This window comes from Methylobacterium sp. J-078, assembly GCF_022829285.1.
Taxonomy (GTDB): domain Bacteria; phylum Pseudomonadota; class Alphaproteobacteria; order Rhizobiales; family Beijerinckiaceae; genus Methylobacterium.
In genome coordinates, this window is record NZ_JAKSYI010000132.1 from 288,394 (window position 1) to 306,639 (window position 18,246).

The window sequence follows — 18,246 nt, forward strand, 5'->3', positions numbered from 1 at the left end:
GTGGGCGGAAAATTTTTCGCGTCCGAATCCGCCAAGCCGAAAGGGCACTTACGAAATCGCTCGCGATATCCACAGGTTTAAGGCGAGACCCACTACATCTAGCCAGGAACAGGCAGCCGGCACACTAGTTATTGACGTGAGACCCCGGACTGGCATACCTTCGGATCATCGCCGAGGCTGTCGCGTCACCGGCGGATCACCGACTTTTCGAGACCCCTTCCAGCGCTTCGCGGCGCTCGCGGGCGCTCGACTTCATTCTTCGACACGGCGCCGCGCTTCTTCAGGCGGCTCGGGAGACAGGTTCCATGCGGTTCGAGCGGCGCCATACCACGGCCGGACAATCCCCCTACGCGACGATCCCCTTTCGCAAGACCCTGAGCGAGATCCGCAACCCGGACGGCTCCACGGTCTTCCGCCTCGACGGCATCGAGGTGCCGGAGAGTTGGTCCCAGGTGGCCAGCGACGTCCTCGCGCAGAAGTACTTCCGCAAGGCCGGCGTGCCGGTGGCCCTCAAGAAGGTCGAAGAGAACGACGTGCCGTCGTTCCTGTGGCGCTCCGTGGCGGACGAGGCGGCCCTGGCCGAGCTTCCCGAGGCCGAGCGCACCACCTCCGAGATCTCCTCTACGCAGGTGTTCGACCGTCTCGCCGGTTGCTGGACCTACTGGGGCTGGAAGGGCGGCTACTTCACCTCCGAAGAGGACGCCTCCGCGTTCCTCGACGAGCTGCGCTTCATGCTCGCCCGCCAGATGGTGGCGCCGAACTCGCCGCAATGGTTCAACACCGGCCTGCACTGGGCCTACGGCATCGATGGTCCGGCGCAGGGCCACTACTACGTCGATTACCGCAGCGGTGCGCTGACGAAGTCCGCCTCGTCCTACGAGCACCCGCAGCCGCATGCCTGCTTCATCCAGGGCGTGCAGGACGACCTCGTCAACGACGGCGGCATCATGGACCTCTGGGTCCGCGAAGCACGCCTGTTCAAGTACGGCTCGGGCACCGGCTCGAACTTCTCCATGCTACGCGGCGAGAACGAGAAGCTCGGCGGCGGCGGAAAGTCGTCGGGCCTGATGTCCTTCCTGAAGATCGGCGACCGGGCGGCCGGCGCCATCAAGTCCGGCGGCACGACGCGTCGCGCGGCCAAGATGGTCATCGTCGACATCGATCACCCGGACATCGAGCAGTACATCGACTGGAAGGTGAAGGAGGAGCAGAAGGTCGCCGCCCTGGTGACCGGCTCGAAGATCGTCTCCAAGCACCTCACGGCGGTGATGAAGGCCTGCACCCAGTGCGAGGCTGAAGGGGACGCCTGCTTCGACCCCGAGCGCAACCCCGTCCTCAAGAAGGCCGTCAAGGCCGCCCGCAAGGATATGGTGCCGGATTCCTACACCAAGCGGGTGATCCAGTTCGCCCGGCAAGGTTTCACCAAGATCGATTTTCCCGTCTACGACACCGACTGGGACTCGGAAGCCTACCTGACGGTGGCGGGCCAGAACTCGAACAACTCCGTCTCGCTGACCGATGACTTCCTCCGCGCGGTCGAGGCCGATGCGGACTGGAACCTCACCGCCCGCACCACCGGCAAGACGACGAAGACCCTGAAGGCCCGCGATCTGTGGGAGAAGATCGGCGAGGCCGCCTGGGCTTCGGCCGATCCGGGTCTGCACTTCAACACCACGATGAACGACTGGCACACCTGCCCGGCGGGCGGGCGGATCCGGGCCTCGAACCCGTGCTCCGAGTACATGTTCCTCGACGACACAGCCTGCAACCTGGCCTCGGCCAACCTGCTGACGATGTACGACCGCGCGTCGAACCACTTCGATGTGGCGGCCTTCGAGCACCTCAACCGCCTCTGGACGGTGGTGCTCGAGATCTCGGTGATGATGGCGCAGTTCCCCTCGAAGGAGATCGCCGAACTCTCGTACCGCTACCGCACGCTCGGCCTCGGCTACGCCAATATCGGCGGCCTCCTGATGAGCATGGGTCTGCCCTACGATTCCGATAAGGGCCGGGCCCTGGCCGGTGCCCTCACGGCGATCATGACGGGCGTGGCCTACGCCACCTCGGCCGAGATGGCCGGCGAACTCGGGGCCTTCCCGGCCTACGAGGAGAACGCGGACGCCATGCTGAAGGTGATCCGCAACCACCGCCGCGCGGCGCATGGCGAGGCTGAGGGCTACGAGTTCCTCTCGATCGCTCCGGTGCCCCTCGACCTCGCCAACGTGCCCCAGGCCGATATCGCCGAGCGGGCGAAGCACGCCTGGGACCGCGCCCTGGCGCTCGGCGAGGAGCACGGCTACCGCAATGCGCAGGCGACCGTCATCGCGCCCACCGGCACCATCGGTCTCGTCATGGATTGCGACACGACGGGTATCGAGCCGGACTTCGCGCTCGTGAAGTTCAAGAAGCTCGCTGGCGGCGGTTACTTCAAGATCATCAACCGCGCTGTGCCGGACGCCCTTCGGACGCTGGGCTACCGCGAATCCGAGATCGCCGAGATCGAGGCCTACGCGGTGGGCCACGGCTCGATGGGTCAGGCCCCGGCGATCAACCCCGGTAGCTTGCGCGCCAAGGGCTTCACCGACGACAAGATCGCTGCCATCGAGGCGGGGCTGAAGCAGGCCTTCGACATCAAGTTCGTGTTCAACCGCTGGACGCTCGGCGACGACTTCCTCAAGGACGTGCTCAAGGTTCCGGCCGAAAAGCTCGCCGACCCGACTTTCGAGATCCTGCCGTTCCTCGGCTATTCGAAGAAGGACATCGAGGCCGCCAACACCCACATCTGCGGTGCGATGACCCTCGAGGGCGCCCCGTTCCTCAAGACTGAGCACTATGCGGTGTTCGACTGCGCCAACCCGTGCGGGCGCATCGGCAAGCGTTATCTCTCGGTGGAGAGCCACATCCGCATGATGGCGGCGGCGCAGCCCTTCATCTCGGGCGCCATCTCCAAGACCATCAACATGCCCAACGACGCCACGGTCGAGGATTGCAAGAACGCCTACAAGCTCTCCTGGACCCTGGCGCTGAAGGCCAACGCCCTCTACCGCGACGGCTCCAAGCTCTCGCAGCCGCTGAACTCGGCGCTCATCGCCGACGAGGAGGACGATGCCGAGGAGATGGTCGAAGCCCTGATCGCGGCCCCGGCCGCCGCCAAGGCCGCGCAGGTCGCGGAGAAGATCGTCGAGCGGGTGATCGAGCGCGTCGAGCGGATCCGGTCGCGCGAGAAGATGCCCCATCGCCGCAAGGGCTACACCCAGAAGGCGGTCGTCGGCGGGCACAAGGTCTACCTGCGCACCGGCGAGTACGATGACGGGCGCCTCGGCGAGATCTTCATCGACATGCACAAGGAAGGCGCCACCTTCCGGAGCCTGATGAACAACTTCGCCATCGCGATCTCGCTGGGGCTCCAGTACGGCGTGCCCCTGGAGGAATACGTCGAGGCCTTCACCTTCACCCGCTTCGAGCCGGCGGGCTTCGTGCAGGGCAACGACGCGATCAAGAACGCGACCTCGCTCCTCGACTACGTGTTCCGCGAGCTGGCCGTGTCCTATCTCGGCCGCGCGGATCTGGCCCATGTCAGCCCGTCCGAGATCGGTGGCACGGTGATCGGCGGCGGCGAGACCGACACCACCCGCGAGCCGGGCCGGACGGAGGCCACCGCATCGAGCGTCGTCTCCCGCGGCCTCCTGCGCGGCTCGGCCGACCGCCTCACCCTGATCCAGGGCGGCCCGGCCGGCGGCACCGTCGGTGTCGGCGCCGCGAGCGCCGGCCAGACCGCCCCGGCCGGCGGCGTGGTGCATGCGGTGCGGGGCGCCACCGCGCTGAAGGCGGAAAGCAAAACCGAGGACGAGTCTTCGGTCTCGCTTGGCTTCTCCTCCCAGTTGCCTCCTGCCAATTCGACTGTCTCTGCACGTCGAGCAGAAGCAAAGTTGAAAGGCTACGTCGGCGAATCATGCCCAGAATGTGCTAATTTCACTCTTGTGCGCAATGGTACTTGCTTGAAGTGTGATACGTGCGGAAGCACGACTGGTTGTTCGTAAAGACCAATTGACTGTGTTCTCTGACCGCAGAGCGACTTTTCGAAGTGATGAAACCGTCGAGCGGGAGGCAAATCTCGTTCGACGGTGGGGAAAAGTTTTAAACCACACTCAGTTTAACATTAATAATCTAATTGAGGGACCTCTCAGGAAAAATCTCCCATTCGAATTAGATATAAATTTACTGATCCCAGACTTGATCGGATCGAGGCTTTCGTTTCGTTCTCGAAAGCTGCAGAAAGAGCGTCCCTTTACGTCAGGCGTTCGATTTGGAATCTTGCAGATGCTGGACAAGATCATTCAAGGTTCATTTTGGCCCACGAAATCGGCCATCTCAAGATGCATCGACATGATTCATTAGGCTTTTCTGACCCAACGACATCCGTACTTAGGTCTTTACAAGAGCAGGAACGGGCCGAACCACAGGCAGATAAATTTGCGGACCGTTTCTTGGTCGCAGAAGAATTGCTTAATGGTTTCCGCAATGCTGATGAAATAGCCTATACTTTCAATGTCCCAATCTTGTGTGCTGAGAGAAGGTTCGACCTTGTGGAGGATAAGCTAAGGCGACGTCGAGCTCACCAAGTTGGCGAGGCCTGCCCGGAATGCGCGAACTTCACGCTGGTCCGCAACGGCACCTGCCTGAAGTGCGACACCTGCGGCGGCACGACGGGTTGCTCGTAAGCCGGTCGACCCGTCTGTAGCCGGTGGGGAAATTTGGATGCCTGCGACCCGAGGGTCGGGTTGCAGGCGCCCTCCCCGCCGCCGGCCTGCTTACGCGAACATGCCTTGGACCCGGAGTTCGCTTCGGGTCCAAGGTGATTGCCCCATCTCTTTGGTCCGGCCTGAGTGCGAGGTTTCCGGTTTCGTGAGCCCCTGACGGGAGGAGCGGAGCCGTGAAGAAGAGCAGGTTTACCGAAGGACAGATCGCCTTTGCGCTGAAGCAGGCCGAGGCTGGGACGCCGGTCGCTGCGCCGGAAGGGCATCTCCGAACAGACATTCTACCATTAAAAGAAGCTGTAGGGCGGCTCCGGTACGGGCGATTTGCGCCGGCTGAAGCAGCTTGAGGAGGAGAACCGCAAACTTAAGCAGCGCGTTGCTGATCTGACGCGTTCCTCAACGCGAACTGGTTCTTGGCGTTGGCCGACGCGAGGAGCACGATTGAGCCTTGGCGGCAGTAAAACGAGAGCCGTCCTCACACAGCCCTGGGGTGGCGAACGCCCCAGGAATTCGCCTTGGCGGCGGCCCAGCGGGCCGCCGAATGAGACCCGGAAGCGCACCTTTCGGCCGGACCAAAATCCGGGGAACCTTCATCAAAGAACCTGGGATAGAAATCGTCGGGTGCGCGGATCGACGGCGGACGAGAACAGGGTCGCGGGAGGACCGTGCTCGACGATGACGCCGCGATCGGTGAAGTAGACGTGGTCGGCGACCTCGCGGGCGAAGTTCATCTCGTGGGTGACGAGGAGGCAGGTCATGCCCTCCTCGGCCAGTTCGCGGATGGTGACCAGCACCTCCTTGACCGTCTCGGGATCGAGCGCGGCGGTGACCTCGTCGAACAGCATCACGTCCGGCCGCATCGCCAGCGAGCGGGCGATGGCCACACGCTGCTGCTGCCCGCCCGACATCTCGCCAGGAAAGGCCGCTTCCTTGCCGGCGAGCCGCACCTTGGCGAGGAGCGCGCGCGCCCGGACTTCGACCTCCCGCTTGTCCTGGCCGAGCACGTGGATGGGCGCCATCATCACGTTCTGCAGCGCCGTTTTGTGCGGAAACAGATTGTACTGCTGGAACACCATGCCGACCTTGCGGCGCAGGGCCAACTTGTCGAGCTTCGGATCGACCACCTCGATCCCGTCGACCCGGATGGTGCCGGAGGTGACCGGCACGAGGGCGTTGATGCAACGGATCAGCGTCGACTTGCCCGAGCCCGACGGCCCGATGATGCAGACGACCTCGCCCCGACGCACGTCGAAGCTGATGCCCTTGAGGACCTCGGCCTCGCCGAAGGCCTTGTGCACGTCGAGCAACTGCACGATCGGGCGATCGGCGGGCGGGCCATGCGACATCGGGAACGCACCATCGGACAGGGGAGGCTTCACGCCGTCTCGAACCGCCGCTCCAGGCGCGCGGTCAGCCGGTCGATCGGGTAGCAGTAGAGGAAGAAGCACAGCAGGGCGAAGCCGTAGAGCGGCGCAAACAGCTCGGGCCTGCCTCCTTCCGCCGCGTGCACCTGCGCCGTCAGCGTCAGCATCTCGGTGACACCCACGATCGAGGCCTGGACGGTGGCCATGGCGATCAGGGCGTAGACGTTCATCCAGGGGGGCAGCATCCGCTTGAGGCACTGGGGCAGGATGATGCGGAACAGCGTCTGGCGCCGGGTGAAGGCGAGGGATTCGGCCGCCTCCCACTGGGTGGCCGGCACCGAGCGCACGGCGCCGCGCACAATCTCGGCGACGTTGGCCATCACCGGCAGCGCGAACCCGACCGTCGCCTTGACCCAGTCGGGCAGCGGCACGCGCAGGCCGAACACCGTGACCTGGAACGGCACCAGGAACATCACGAAGAACAGCAGCACCAGCCAGGGCACGTTGCGGAAGAACTGCGTCAGGCCCCAGGCGACGCGGCGCAGGATCCGCGTTTCGCTGACCAGGGCCAGACCCAGCCCGACGCCCGCCCCCGTCCCGAGGAGCATCGCCACGAGCGAGATCGCGACGTTGAAGGCAAAGCCCGTGAGCAGCAGCGGTGCCCAGCGCAGGATCACCTGAAGCGGCGACAACACGGCGTCGGTCCCCTGCGCGAAGGCCGGGAACACGAGGACGAGGCCGGCGAGCCAAGCGCCGAGGAGCCAAGCCTGTACCGGGCCGAGGGCGAACCGGGTACGGGTGCGCGAGACCCGGAACGGCAACAGCACCGGCAGGTCGCCTGTGGTCCGTGACGGCGCCCTCACCGGCTGTAGCCCGGGATCCGCAGGGCCCGCTCCCAGCGGTGCATGAGCCAGACCAGGACGCCGACGAGGACCGCGTAGGTCGCCAGCAGGACGACCATCATCTCCAGCACGTTCTGCGATTCCGACCAGATCTGCTTCACCGCGTAGAGCGTCTCCGGCACCGCGATGGCGTAGGCCAGGGTGGTGGTCTTCAGCAGGTTGATCAGGTTGTTGTTGAGGGCCGGCAGGCAGACCCGGAGGGCGAGCGGCAACACGACGTAGAGGTAGGCCTTGAGCCGTGTGTAGCCGAGGGACTCGGCCGCCTCGACGGTGGTGCGCGGCACCGCCTCGATGCCCGAGCGGAAGATTTCGACGTTGAAGGCCCCGGCGAACAGGGCCAGCGAGACGATGGCCCATTGTACGTTGTCGAGGAGCGGCACGCGCAGGCCGTCGGCGGTCTGGGTGGCCGGCAGCAGGGTGCCGAGCCCGAAGTAGAAGAAGAAGATCTGCACCAGCGGCGGCGTATTGCGGAACACGACGACGAAGCCGTTGACGAGCCCACGCAGGACCCGGGAGGGGCCGCCCTGCAGGAGCGCTCCCACGGCGCCGATGACGAGGCTCGCCAGGATCGTCGTCACCGCGAGCAGCAGGGTGGTCTTCAGGCCGTTGATGTAGCGATCCCAGTCATAGGGATCGTAGAAGACCGTGAAGTTGTAGCCCGTGGTCTCGTAGAGGCCCCGGAACCAGTTCGGAACGGCGTCCATCGTGCTCCTCGAGACGGCCGGTCGTTCGGCCCGGGGCGGTTCAGTTGGTCGCGTTCTTGTACTTCTCGTGCATCGCCTTCGAGTACTCCGTCGGCTCGATGCCCCACTTCTTCTCCTCCTCGACGATGAAGCCGGACTTCATCCAGTCCTTGGTCGTCGTCTCCAGGAGGCCCTGCAGCGCGCTGTTGCCGAGCGCCACCGCCATCATCCAGGGGGCGTCGAGGATGCCCTTCAGCGGCAGCCCGTAATCCGCCTTCCAGTCGGCGTCGAGGAGTTTCCCCTGCAGCATGCTCTGGTCGTAGACGTAGCCGAGACAATTGCCCTGCTTGAGCGCGAAGAGCGGCTTCTCGGAGCCGTCGAAGGCGACAATCTCAGCGCCATAGGTCCGGGCGACGTCCTTGTTGTACCAGGCGCCCGAAGTTGCGCAGAGGGGCTTGCCCTTCAGCTGCGCCCAGTCGGTGATGCCGGCCTTCTTGGGCAGCATCACGTTGACGAAGTCCGAGTAGTATTGCGGGTCGATGGCCTGCACCACGCGGCGGCGCTCCGGCTTGTCCGAGAGCGTGGCGATGAGGAGGTCGACCTTGCCCTGCTGCAGGAACTCGATCCGGTTGGAGGAGACCACCGGCACGAGCTCGAGCTTCACGCCGAGGCGCTTGGCGACGTCGGCGGCCAAATCCGGTTCGAGACCGATGATCGCTCCGCTCGGATCGCGGAAGCCGAACGGCCGGTAATCCGCTTTCACGCCGACGATGAGGGTCCCGCGCTGCTTGATCGCCTCGATCCCATCCGCCGCCGTCGCCAAGGAAACGGAAAGCAAGGTGGCCGCCGCGAGCAGACCAGAGCCGAGAAACGTCAAAGTCGGCTTGTGCATGGAAGGATACCTTCTGCTGAGCACATCCGGCTCGACCGGAGACGAGACCGGGGCTCGACGTGCGCTCATCGGGGAGACTGCCCTGTCGGGTCCGATCGGGTCAAGCAATCGACAGGCCATCGCTGTGGGGATCAGCCGAACCGCGCGAGCGCATAGGGTGCCAGATCGATGCGGCCGCCGCCCTGCAGCATCTCCTCGGCCACGGCCTCGCCGATGCCGGCCGAGTGCTTGAAGCCGTGCCCGGAGCAGGCGGAGACCACGAGGACCCGGTCCATCCGCGGGTGGCGGTCGATGATGAAGCCCCGGTCGGGCGTCACGGTGTAGAGGCAGGCGGCGGCCCGGGTCACCCGCGCCGTCGCGCCAGCGAGCCGGCCCGCCACGTGGTGTCGGTGCATCGCGGCGGACTCGGCGGGGCTCACGACGCGGTCGAGGGCCTCGGCCTGCGTCGATGTCTCGTACTGCTCGGTGGCGACCTTCACCTCGGTTTCACCCGGCAGGGGTGGGAAGCCGTAGAGGTAGTCCGTGTCGCCGGAACCATGCATCCAGATGAAGACCGGCGCATCGGGCCCGTAGGCCGAGGCATCGTCGAGAGCGTACCAGTGCAGCAGTTGGCGGTTGACGGTGAGCAGGTGCGTGAAGGGCGCGCCGAGTAGGGGTGCGGTCCAGGCTCCGGCGGAGACCACCACCTGATCGGCATGAACGACGCCGCGATCGGTCTCGATCCGGACCCCGCCCGGCTGCTGGAGAATGGATCGCACCGTCGTCCCGGTGCGGATCTCGGCACCGAGCGCGCCGGCCCGGTGAAGCTGCGCGGCGATGCAGCGTTCTGGCCGGACGTAGCCGCCGCCCGGCTCGTAATAGGCCTTCTCGTCGCCGCTCAGATTGCGGAACTGTGGGAAGCGGCGCGCCACCTCGCGCCCGTCGAGGACCTCGTGCGGGATCGCGAAAGCCCGCGCGGCATCGATCGAGCGCCCGACGAAATCCGACTTCCCGTGATGCGAGGAGACACCGCTGCCCGGCCCCATCACGAGCGCGCCGCAGGCCGTCAGCAGTGTTTCGCCGGTTTCCGCCTCCAGGCTCCGCCAGATCCGGTGCGAGGCCAGGACGAAGGGGACGTAGGCGCGGCCCTCGCCGACGGCCTGCCGGGTGATGCGGCTCTCGCCGTGGCTCGACCCCGAGGTATGCGGCGGGGCGAAGCGATCGAGCCCGACCGCCTTCGCCCCGCGCAAGCCCAGTTGATAGAGGGCCGCGCTGCCCATGGCGCCGAGTCCGACGACGGCAATGTCAAAACGGTCTTCCATCGCAGGATGCGCTCCGGTCCGCCCTCAAGGAGAGTGCCGTTCGCTTGAGGGAAAATCGAAGGTGAGGCAATGCGCCTGGCGGGATGCCATGCGCAGCGTGCCGATCGGACGGCGCATATGACCAGCTCGCTCCGTCGCTGGACCAAGCTGCGATCGGCCGATCGATCACGAACGCGGCGGTCGCTGACAGCCGAAATCGATCGTACCAGATGTCGAAGTTTTTCAATATTGATCATATTAAAAAGTCTATTTACTGATTTTGACCTGCCCATCAAGGCCTTCAAGATTTGGTTTTATATCGATTGATCTCGCATCAGGCGAGCGGATAGGACGGTGGGCGGCCTGCGCAGGCGGCTTGGCGCACGCCTTGCATGAGTGGACGGGCAGCGCAGAGCCATCGGCTCTCATGGGTTGGCGTGCCCATCCGACGATGCCCGTCCTGGACGGTGCTGCCCGGTCCGACTGCATCATGCCTTCCTCGATGCAGCCCTGCGTCTGGCAGACCGAACGATCGCGGTGCCATCGCCCTCTGCGGGATCGGAGAGCATCATGTGCGAACGTGACGGTCTGTTCTTTCAACGCTTCTCCCGACGTGGCCTTCTGCGCGCAGCGGGATCGGCCAGCGCTGCCATCGCGCTGCCGGCCCATCTCGCGACCCTGGTCGCACCGGCCGCCGCCGCGGGCGCGACGACCACCGTCAAGGCGACCCACGGGTCGGGCTTCTGCAACCTCGGCATGTTCCTCGCCCATGAGCGCAAACTGACGGAGGGCGACGGGGTCAGCCTGGATTTCGTGGTCACGCCCTCGAACGCCGAGATCACGACCATGTTCGGTGCCGGGCTCGTCGACATGTCGATGATCCCCTACTCGAACTTCATGACCCTGTACGACGCCGGTGCCCCGGTGAAGATCGTCGCCGGCGGCGGTGTCCAGGGCTGCATGATCGTGGCCCGGGAAGGCATCCGGTCCGCGGCCGACCTGAAGGGCAAGACCCTCGGCACCTTCCAGGCGGACACCCTCGAGGTCCTGCCGTTCGACTACCTCAAGAAGGCCGGACTGACCTTCCAGGACCTCGATGTACGCTACCTCGATACATCACCGGAGCTGGCCCAGGCCTTCATCGCCGGCGCGGTCGATGCGATCTGCCACATCGAGCCCTACGCCACGCAGTGCCTGCAGTCGCGCAAGGGCGCCACGCTCCTCTCGGACGGAACCGACGTCTACGGCCCCGGCTATTCAGACTGCGTCCTGGCGGCCCGGTCGCCGCTGATCGAGAAAAGCCCCGCCACCGTACGGGCGGTGATCAAGGCCCTGTTCACCGCGCAGTCGCAGATCGAATCCGATCGCGCTGCGGCGCTGAAGGACACCGTCGGCAACTACTACAAGACTACCATGGAAGCGGCGGTCGATGCCTCCGCCAAGCAACCCGTCTGCACGGATCAGCGCAACCAGACCGACTTCATCATCGCCCGCGGGCAATCGATGAAGGAGATGGGCTACGTCAAGAAGGCGCCCGGACCGGATGCGTTCGACTGGAGCCTGATGGAACAGGTCATCGCCGAGAACCGGCCGCTCTATGACGGGCTGAAGCTGAAATCGGCCTGACGGACACCGCGTCTCCCGGACCTGATTCCCAATCTTCCGAAAGGCAGCCTCATGGCCGCGACGGACGTTCCACTCGGCGCAGTGGCGCCGGTTTCTGCACAATCCGCGCAGGCGGCACCGGGACAGGGGCGGGCCTTGGCTCCCCCGCGATACCCCCGCCTGCGCGCGGGTCTGGCGACCCTCGGCTGGAGCCTCGCTTCGCTCGGCCTGTTCGCCGGCCTGTGGGAGGCCCTCTGGGCGCTCGGGTTCCTGAACCCGCTGCTCCTGCCGCCCCCACACCTGTTCCTCTCCGACCTTCCGGCGACCCTGAAGTATTTCGACCGGTCCAACCGGATCGGCAGCCGCAGCGAGGGCGGGGGCGTCATGCCGCTCCTCGCCACCATCGGGTGGACGACCATGCGGGTCACGGTCGGCCTCGTACTCGGTTTCGTCGGCGGCGTTCTGGTGGGCGCGCTGCTCCACTATGTCCGGCTGTTCCGCAACCTCGTCCTGCCCACGGTGCTCCTGCTGGCGCCGATCTCGCCGGTGGCCTGGCTGCCGGTGGCGATCTTCGTGTTCGGCATCGGCGACGTCCCGGCGATCTTTCTCGTGTTCATCACGCTCTTCTTCGCCATCGCGCTGACGACGAGCGCGCAGATCGCGGCGGTGCCGGTCACCTATCTCAACGTCGCCCGCATCATGGGCGCGGATGCGCGTCAGACCTTCTTCCGGGTGGTGCTGCCGTCGATCCTGCCGGGGTTGTTCATGACCCTGCGCCTCAACCTGTTCGCCGCCTGGATGGTGGTGCTGATCGCGGAGGCGGTGGGCGTCGGCAGCGGCCTCGGGCAGATCGTCTCGCTCGCCCGCTCGACCTTCAACGCCCGCCTCAGCTTCTTCACCATGGCGATCATCGGCCTGCTCGGCTTCAGCTTCGACTGGGCTCTGCGCCAGGTCCAGGCCCGGATGCTGTGGTGGATCGCCCCCCAGGGAGGCGGGCGATGAACGGTCCGGTCCGGAACCCCTCGCTCCGCCGCCCGACCGTGCATCTGTCGGGCGTCGGCAAGACCTGGACGCCCGCCGGACGCAGCCCCGTCCAGGCCCTGCGGGACATCGACCTCGACATCGCCCCCGGCGAGTTCGTGGTCTTCCTCGGCCCCTCCGGCTGCGGGAAGTCGACGCTGCTCTACATGATCGCCGGGCTGGAGCCGGCGAGCGCCGGCACGATGGAGGCGGACGGCCTGCCGATCACGGGGCCGTCGGCCGAGCGCGGCCTGATCTTCCAGGACGCCTCGCTGTTCCCCTGGCTGACGATCCTGGACAACGTCGCGTTCGGCCTCTCCATCGGCGCGGTCCAGAAGCTGAAGCGCCGGGAGATCGCCGCGGAGATGCTGCGGCGGGTCGGCCTCGCCGACATGATGGACAAGAAGCCGGACGAACTCTCCGGGGGCATGCGCCAGCGCGCCGCCTGTGCACGGGCGCTCGCCATGCGCCCGAAGGTCCTCATGATGGACGAGCCCTTCGCGGCCCTCGACGTCCAGACCCGCGCCAAGATGCAGGATTTCCTCCTGCAGATCTGGCGCGACAGCGGCGCCTCCATCGTCCTCGTCACGCATTCCATCGACGAGGCGGTCGCTCTGGCTGATCGGGTCGTCGTGTTCACCGCCCGTCCCGGCGGGGTGAAGACCATCGTGCCGGTGGATCTGCCCCGCCCGCGCAATCCCCGCGACCCGCGCTTCCACGACCTGCGCGACCGCTTCGGCGAACTCCTCGCCGACGAGGTCGACCGGGCCTTCGCGGAGCAGGAGGCGCGCTGAGCGCCGTCCCCGTCCGCCACCATCGCTCTCAACCGCCTGAAGGATCAGCATGACCGAGATCATCGTCGAGGCTCGCACCATCATCACGGGCGTGCAGGACCGGCATACCCCGATCATTCACGACAACGCAGCCGTGCTGGTGCGGGACGGCGTCATCGTCGAGGTGGGCGATCCGGCGGCCTTGCGCGCCGAGGCCCCGGACGCGACCGTGCATCGTTACCCGCGCCACGTGATGCTGCCGGGCTTCGTCAACAGCCATCACCATGTCGGGCTCACCCCCCTGCAACTCGGCTCGCCCGACCACGCCCTGGAACTCTGGTTCGCCACGCGCATCGCCGCCAAGCGAGTCGACCACGAACTCGACACCCTTTATTCCGCCTTCGAGATGCTCGCCTCCGGCGTCACCACCGTGCAGCACATCCACGGGTGGATGGCCGGCGGCTACGAGCAGGTCCACGGCGCGGCCTCGCAGGTGCTCGGCGCCTATCGCAAGATCGGGATGCGGGCGTCCTACTGCTACGCCGTGCGCGAACAGAACCGCCTCGTCTACGAGGCCGACGAGGCCTTCTGCGAGCGCCTGCCCCAGCCCGTCGCCGGGCAGCTGATGGCGCACCTCAAGGCACAGTCGATGCCGTTCGCGGATTTCATGACCCTGTTCGAGACCCTGAAGGCAGAGAACGAGGGCGAGCGCCTCACCCGGATCCAGCTGGCCCCGGCCAACCTGCACTGGTGCAGCGACGAGGCGCTGCAGACCCTCGATGCCACCGCGCGCAAGCACGGCGTGCCCATGCACATGCATCTTCTCGAGACCGCGTATCAGAAGGAATATGCCCGGCGCCGGACCGGCAAGACCGCCGTGCGGCACCTGCACGACCTCGGCGTGCTCGGGCCGCATCTGACCCTCGGGCACGGCGTCTGGCTGACCGCGGAGGATGCCGACATCGCCGCCGACACTGGCACCTGCATCTGCCACAACTGTTCGTCGAACTTCCGCCTGCGCTCGGGCGTGGCGCCCCTCAACCTCTACGAGGCCAAGGGCATGACCGTCGGAATGGGCCTCGACGAGGCCGGCATCAACGAGGACCGGGATATGCTCCAGGAGTTGCGCCTCGTCCTGCGGGCTCACCGCACCCCCGGCATGGACGACGACGTGCCCACCTGCCCGCAGGTTCTGCGGATGGCGACCGAGCATGGCGCCAAGACCACGGCCTTCGGCCAGAGCATCGGCCGACTCGATCCGGGCCGCTTCTTCGACGCGGTGCTGATCGACTACGACAAGGCGACCTATCCCTACCAGGACACAGACATCCCGATTCTCGACGCGCTGATGCAGCGCGCCAAGACGGGGGCCGTCGATGCGGTCTTCGTCGACGGGCGGATCGTCTACGCCGATGGCCGCTTCACCCGGGTCGACCGGGATGCCGTGCTCGCCGAGATCGCCGAAACCCTTGGCCGGCCGCGGACCCCGGAGGAGGTCACCCGGCGGGAGCTCGGGCTCGCCGTCACGCCCTACGTCAAGGCCTTCTACGACGGCTACCTGCCCGACACCCCGCGCCAGCCCTTCTACGCGCCGTCCTCACGCGCCTGACGGTCTGCCCACGATCCTCCACGGAAACACGAGGTCCGACACGATGACGAGCGGAAAGCGAGCGGCGCTCATCGCCGTGGGGATCGGGGCTTGCACGTCCGTCGCGCAGGCCGAGAGCCAGTTGCGTATCGCCATGACGGCGACCGACATCCCCACAACCACGGGGATGCCGAACAACGGGTTCGAAGGCCTGCGTTTTCTCGGCTATCCGGTCTTCGAGCCGCTGGTGCAGTGGGACCTCACGCGCAGCGACCGGCCCGCGACACTCAGGCCGGGATTGGCCGAGCGCTGGGAGCAGATGCCCGAGGACAAGCGGACTTGGCTCTTCCACCTGCGCGACGGCGTCGCGTTCCACGACGGCACGGCTTTCGACGCCGATGCGGTGTTGTGGAACCTCGACCGCTACTTCAAGGCCGACAGCCCGCAATACGAGGTGGCCGCTGCCGGCATCACGAAGACGCGGGTGCCGATCATCGCCGGCTATCGTAAGGTCGATGATCACACGGTCGCGGTGACGACGACCGTCGCGGCCTCGTACTTCCCCTACATGATGGTCTACCTGCTGTTCACCGCACCGTCCTCGTTCGAGAAGGGCGGGCGCAACTGGGCCGGGACCGCGATGCTGCCGGCCGCCGGGACGGGACCGTTCCGGATCGCGCGGGTCAGTCCGCGCGAGGCCGTCGATCTGGCGCGGTTCGACGGCTACTGGGACGCCGCTCGCAGGGCGAAGGTCGACCGGATCCGGCTGATGCCGATCCCGGAGGCGAATGCCCGGATCGCCGCCCTGCGCTCGGGACAGGTCGACTGGATCGAGGTCCCGGCCGCCGATGGAATCCCGTCTCTGAAGGCTGCAGGCTTCACCGTCACCACGGGCTCCTACCCGCATGTCTGGCCGTGGTTCTACAACATCGGCGCCAAGGACAGCCCGTTCCGCGACGTACGGGTCCGGCAGGCGCTGAACTACTGCGTGGACCGCGACTCGATCGTCAGCTTCCTCAACGGCACGGCCGAGTCGGCGGTCGGTTGGCTGAAAGCCGACGATCCGAGCTTCGGCGCGCCGCAGAACCGCTATCGCTTCGATCCGGACAAGGGCCGGGCACTCCTGGCCGAGGCCGGGTACGGAGCCAAGAAGCCCTTGGCCTTCCCGGTGATGATCTCGACCTCGGGCTCGGGCCAGATGCTGCCGCTGCCGATGAACGAATTCCTGCAGGAGAACCTGAAGCAATCCTGCGGCGTCGAGGTGAGCTTCAACGTCGTGGAATGGCAGGTGCTTCTGAACGCCACCCGCGCCCTCCCGGATGCCGCGAGCATCTCCGGTGCGATGGCGCTCAATGTGAGTTCGCCCTCCTCGGATGCCGGCGTCATGGCCCGTTATTTCTCCTCCGATCGCTTTCCCCCGAGCGGCTTCAATTTCCCCAACTGGAAGGACGAGACCTTCGACACCGCGCTCCGGCGCCTGTCGGATTCGACCGACCCGGCGGTGATTGCCGAGGCGACCCGCATCGCGCACGCGCGCCTCGTGGACGATCCGCCCTGGCTCTATGTCGTGCACGATCGCAATCCGCGCGCGATGTCGCCACGGGTGAAGGGTTTCGTACCGGCCCAATCCTGGTTCCTCGACCTGTCCCTCGTCAGCGTCCAATAGGCGTTCCATGTCAGACCCGACCCAGCGCGACGCCCTCTCCCTCGCCGAAGCGATCGCCGCCCGCCGCCTGTCGCCGGTGGAGGCCGTCGAGGCGCACCTCGCCCGGATCGCCGCCCATGAGCCGACGCTACAGGCCTTCACGGAGGTCTATGCCGACGATGCGCGCCTCGCCGCCGAGGGCGCCGACCGGGCGATCCGTTCCGGTCACGCCGTCGGTCCCCTGCACGGGGTGCCGGTGGTGCTCAAGGACCTGATCGACCTCGCCGGCCGGGTCACCATGGGGGGCTCGGCGGCGCACCGGGCCCGCCGCGCGGACACCACGGCCACCATCGCCCACCGGCTGATCGCGCAGGGGATGATCGTGCTGGGCAAGACGCACACCGTGGAGTTCGCCTATGGCGGGTGGGGCACCAACCAGCATCTCGGGACGCCCTGGAACCCCTGGGACCTCGCGGTGGCCCGCACGCCCGGTGGATCGAGCAGCGGCACCGGCGTCTCCGTCGCCGCCCGCATGGCGCCCTGGGGCATCGGCACGGATACGGGTGGATCGGTCCGCCTGCCCGCCTCCTTCTGCGGGCTCACCGGGCTCAAGGTCACGGTCGGGCGCGTCAGCACTCACGGGATCGTCCCGTTGAGCGCCACCCTCGATACGCCCGGGCCGCTGGGCCGCTCGGTCGCCGATGTGGCGGTTCTCTATCGCGCGATCGCGGGACCCGACATTCTCGATCCCTCGACCCGCGGCATCGACCCCATCGATCCGCTGCCCGGCCTGACGCGCGGCGTGCGCGGACTGCGCCTCGCGCGCATGCCGAGGGCGGAACGGGCGGGGGTCTCGCCCGAGATGCTGAGTGCCTACGACGCGGCCCTCGAGCAGTTCGAACGGCTCGGTGCCGAGGTGGTGGACATCGCCCTGCCGTTCCGCTTCGCCGACCTCATGAGCGTTCAGGCCAGCGCTGTGACCAATGCCGAGGCCTATTTCGTCAACGGCCGCCTTGCGGAGGACCCGGACGCCCCTCTCGGCGATGCCGTGCGGGCCCGCATCCTGGCCGGAGCAAGCGTGACCGCGCAGGATTATCTCGCCACCCAGTCCCTGCGCCGCGATCGCCGGCGCCAGTTCCTGGCCGCGATGGAGGGGATCGACGCCCTGCTGACGCCGACCACCGAGACGGCGGCCATTCCCCTCGCAGAGGTCGACGAGGGGCACTTGCCCTCGCGCTTCACCCGGTTCGGGAACCTGCTGGATCTCTGTGCCTTGGCCCTCCCGAACGGTTTCACCGGGGCGGGATTGCCGCTCTCCCTCCAGATCACGTGCCGCGGCTACGAAGAGGCTCTGGCACTGCGCATTGGACATGCCTATCAAGCCGCCACCGAGTGGCACCTGCGCAGTCCATTCGAATAATTGGGTTCAAGGCTGTCGGTATTGCTGCATTTTCCCTAACAAATGGGTTTTCACCTCGTTTTCAAGAACAGAAAACATCAGCAGTCTGCGGCACAGGCATGATTGCAGAAAGACCTAGAGTCTCTGGCATCAAACTGAGGAAGTCGGACGTTCGCGCAGATAACAACGATCGGTGGCCTAGAGCGTTTTCCACTTACTCCGGATCGTAGCCGGCGGCAGCGAAGTAGTTTGCGCACTCGGTTGGTGTGAAGGCGTCGAGCAGATCGCCGACGACACTCCAGAGCCGATTGACCGTGCGCTCGGCCGCTTTGCGCAGC

12 protein-coding genes and 3 pseudogenes are annotated in these 18,246 nt (G+C 66.3%); 9 read left to right on the forward strand and 6 right to left on the reverse strand.

The window, feature by feature from the left end; translation table 11 throughout:
- Positions 1-305: 305 nt before the first annotated feature.
- From MKK58_RS24010 to MKK58_RS24015, 3 genes and pseudogenes are all read left to right on the forward strand, one after another.
- On the forward strand, positions 306-4,040 hold the full coding sequence (locus tag MKK58_RS24010) for a vitamin B12-dependent ribonucleotide reductase (protein ID WP_243915473.1): 3,735 nt from the start codon (positions 306-308) through the stop codon (positions 4,038-4,040).
- Between the two features lie 264 nt (positions 4,041-4,304).
- Positions 4,305-4,565: pseudogene (locus tag MKK58_RS27185) on the forward strand (ImmA/IrrE family metallo-endopeptidase); the annotation flags it as partial.
- A 368-nt stretch (positions 4,566-4,933) separates the two neighbouring features.
- Positions 4,934-5,147: pseudogene (locus tag MKK58_RS24015) on the forward strand (transposase); the annotation flags it as partial.
- A gap of 203 nt (positions 5,148-5,350) precedes the next feature.
- On the opposite strand, the gene MKK58_RS24020 reads toward MKK58_RS24015, so the two are convergent.
- From MKK58_RS24020 to solA, 5 genes are all read right to left on the reverse strand, one after another.
- Complete coding sequence (locus tag MKK58_RS24020; RefSeq protein ID WP_243915502.1) at positions 5,351-6,103, reverse strand: amino acid ABC transporter ATP-binding protein; 753 nt, start codon at positions 6,101-6,103, stop codon at positions 5,351-5,353.
- Between the two features lie 29 nt (positions 6,104-6,132).
- Positions 6,133-6,948 (reverse strand): amino acid ABC transporter permease, encoded by an 816-nt coding sequence (locus MKK58_RS24025; protein ID WP_409565306.1) that lies wholly within the window; start codon positions 6,946-6,948, stop codon positions 6,133-6,135.
- A gap of 32 nt (positions 6,949-6,980) precedes the next feature.
- Positions 6,981-7,727 carry an amino acid ABC transporter permease gene (locus MKK58_RS24030; protein ID WP_243915474.1) on the reverse strand — a complete coding sequence of 249 codons (747 nt, stop codon included), beginning with the start codon at positions 7,725-7,727 and terminating at the stop codon, positions 6,981-6,983.
- A 40-nt stretch (positions 7,728-7,767) separates the two neighbouring features.
- On the reverse strand, positions 7,768-8,598 hold the full coding sequence (locus tag MKK58_RS24035; protein WP_243915475.1) for a transporter substrate-binding domain-containing protein: 831 nt from the start codon (positions 8,596-8,598) through the stop codon (positions 7,768-7,770).
- Between the two features lie 131 nt (positions 8,599-8,729).
- Positions 8,730-9,899 carry an N-methyl-L-tryptophan oxidase gene (solA, locus tag MKK58_RS24040; protein WP_243915476.1) on the reverse strand — a complete coding sequence of 390 codons (1,170 nt, stop codon included), beginning with the start codon at positions 9,897-9,899 and terminating at the stop codon, positions 8,730-8,732.
- A 549-nt stretch (positions 9,900-10,448) separates the two neighbouring features.
- Between solA and MKK58_RS24045 the strand changes: the two genes are divergently transcribed.
- From MKK58_RS24045 to MKK58_RS24070, 6 genes are all read left to right on the forward strand, one after another.
- Complete coding sequence (locus MKK58_RS24045; protein ID WP_243915477.1) at positions 10,449-11,504, forward strand: ABC transporter substrate-binding protein; 1,056 nt, start codon at positions 10,449-10,451, stop codon at positions 11,502-11,504.
- Positions 11,505-11,639: 135 nt separating this feature from the next.
- On the forward strand, positions 11,640-12,485 hold the full coding sequence (locus MKK58_RS24050) for an ABC transporter permease (protein WP_243915478.1): 846 nt from the start codon (positions 11,640-11,642) through the stop codon (positions 12,483-12,485).
- On the forward strand, positions 12,482-13,297 hold the full coding sequence (locus tag MKK58_RS24055) for an ABC transporter ATP-binding protein (protein WP_243915479.1): 816 nt from the start codon (positions 12,482-12,484) through the stop codon (positions 13,295-13,297). The genes MKK58_RS24050 and MKK58_RS24055 overlap by 4 nt, the downstream gene beginning before the upstream one ends.
- Before the next feature lie 49 nt (positions 13,298-13,346).
- Positions 13,347-14,885, forward strand: a complete 1,539-nt coding sequence (locus MKK58_RS24060) for an amidohydrolase family protein (RefSeq protein ID WP_243915480.1) — start codon at positions 13,347-13,349, stop codon at positions 14,883-14,885.
- A gap of 43 nt (positions 14,886-14,928) precedes the next feature.
- The gene (locus tag MKK58_RS24065; protein WP_243915481.1) at positions 14,929-16,530 is read left to right on the forward strand and encodes an ABC transporter substrate-binding protein; all 1,602 of its coding nucleotides are present in this window, start codon (positions 14,929-14,931) and stop codon (positions 16,528-16,530) included.
- Positions 16,531-16,537: 7 nt separating this feature from the next.
- Positions 16,538-17,929: an amidase gene (locus tag MKK58_RS24070; RefSeq protein ID WP_243915482.1), complete on the forward strand. Its 1,392-nt coding sequence runs from the start codon at positions 16,538-16,540 to the stop codon at positions 17,927-17,929.
- A 193-nt stretch (positions 17,930-18,122) separates the two neighbouring features.
- On the opposite strand, the pseudogene MKK58_RS24075 reads toward MKK58_RS24070, so the two are convergent.
- Positions 18,123-18,246: pseudogene (locus tag MKK58_RS24075) on the reverse strand (IS630 family transposase); the annotation flags it as partial.

Excerpts from the sequence above, each read along its gene's own strand:
- MKK58_RS24010 (WP_243915473.1), top strand. The coding sequence starts at position 306 with ATGCGGTTCGAGCGGCGCCATACCACGGCCGGACAATCCCCCTACGCG.
- MKK58_RS24020 (WP_243915502.1), bottom strand. The coding sequence starts at position 6,103 with ATGTCGCATGGCCCGCCCGCCGATCGCCCGATCGTGCAGTTGCTCGAC.
- MKK58_RS24030 (WP_243915474.1), bottom strand. The coding sequence starts at position 7,727 with ATGGACGCCGTTCCGAACTGGTTCCGGGGCCTCTACGAGACCACGGGC.
- MKK58_RS24035 (WP_243915475.1), bottom strand. The coding sequence starts at position 8,598 with ATGCACAAGCCGACTTTGACGTTTCTCGGCTCTGGTCTGCTCGCGGCG.
- solA (WP_243915476.1), bottom strand. The coding sequence starts at position 9,899 with ATGGAAGACCGTTTTGACATTGCCGTCGTCGGACTCGGCGCCATGGGC.
- MKK58_RS24045 (WP_243915477.1), top strand. The coding sequence starts at position 10,449 with ATGTGCGAACGTGACGGTCTGTTCTTTCAACGCTTCTCCCGACGTGGC.
- MKK58_RS24055 (WP_243915479.1), top strand. The coding sequence starts at position 12,482 with ATGAACGGTCCGGTCCGGAACCCCTCGCTCCGCCGCCCGACCGTGCAT.
- MKK58_RS24060 (WP_243915480.1), top strand. The coding sequence starts at position 13,347 with ATGACCGAGATCATCGTCGAGGCTCGCACCATCATCACGGGCGTGCAG.
- MKK58_RS24065 (WP_243915481.1), top strand. The coding sequence starts at position 14,929 with ATGACGAGCGGAAAGCGAGCGGCGCTCATCGCCGTGGGGATCGGGGCT.
- MKK58_RS24070 (WP_243915482.1), top strand. The coding sequence starts at position 16,538 with ATGTCAGACCCGACCCAGCGCGACGCCCTCTCCCTCGCCGAAGCGATC.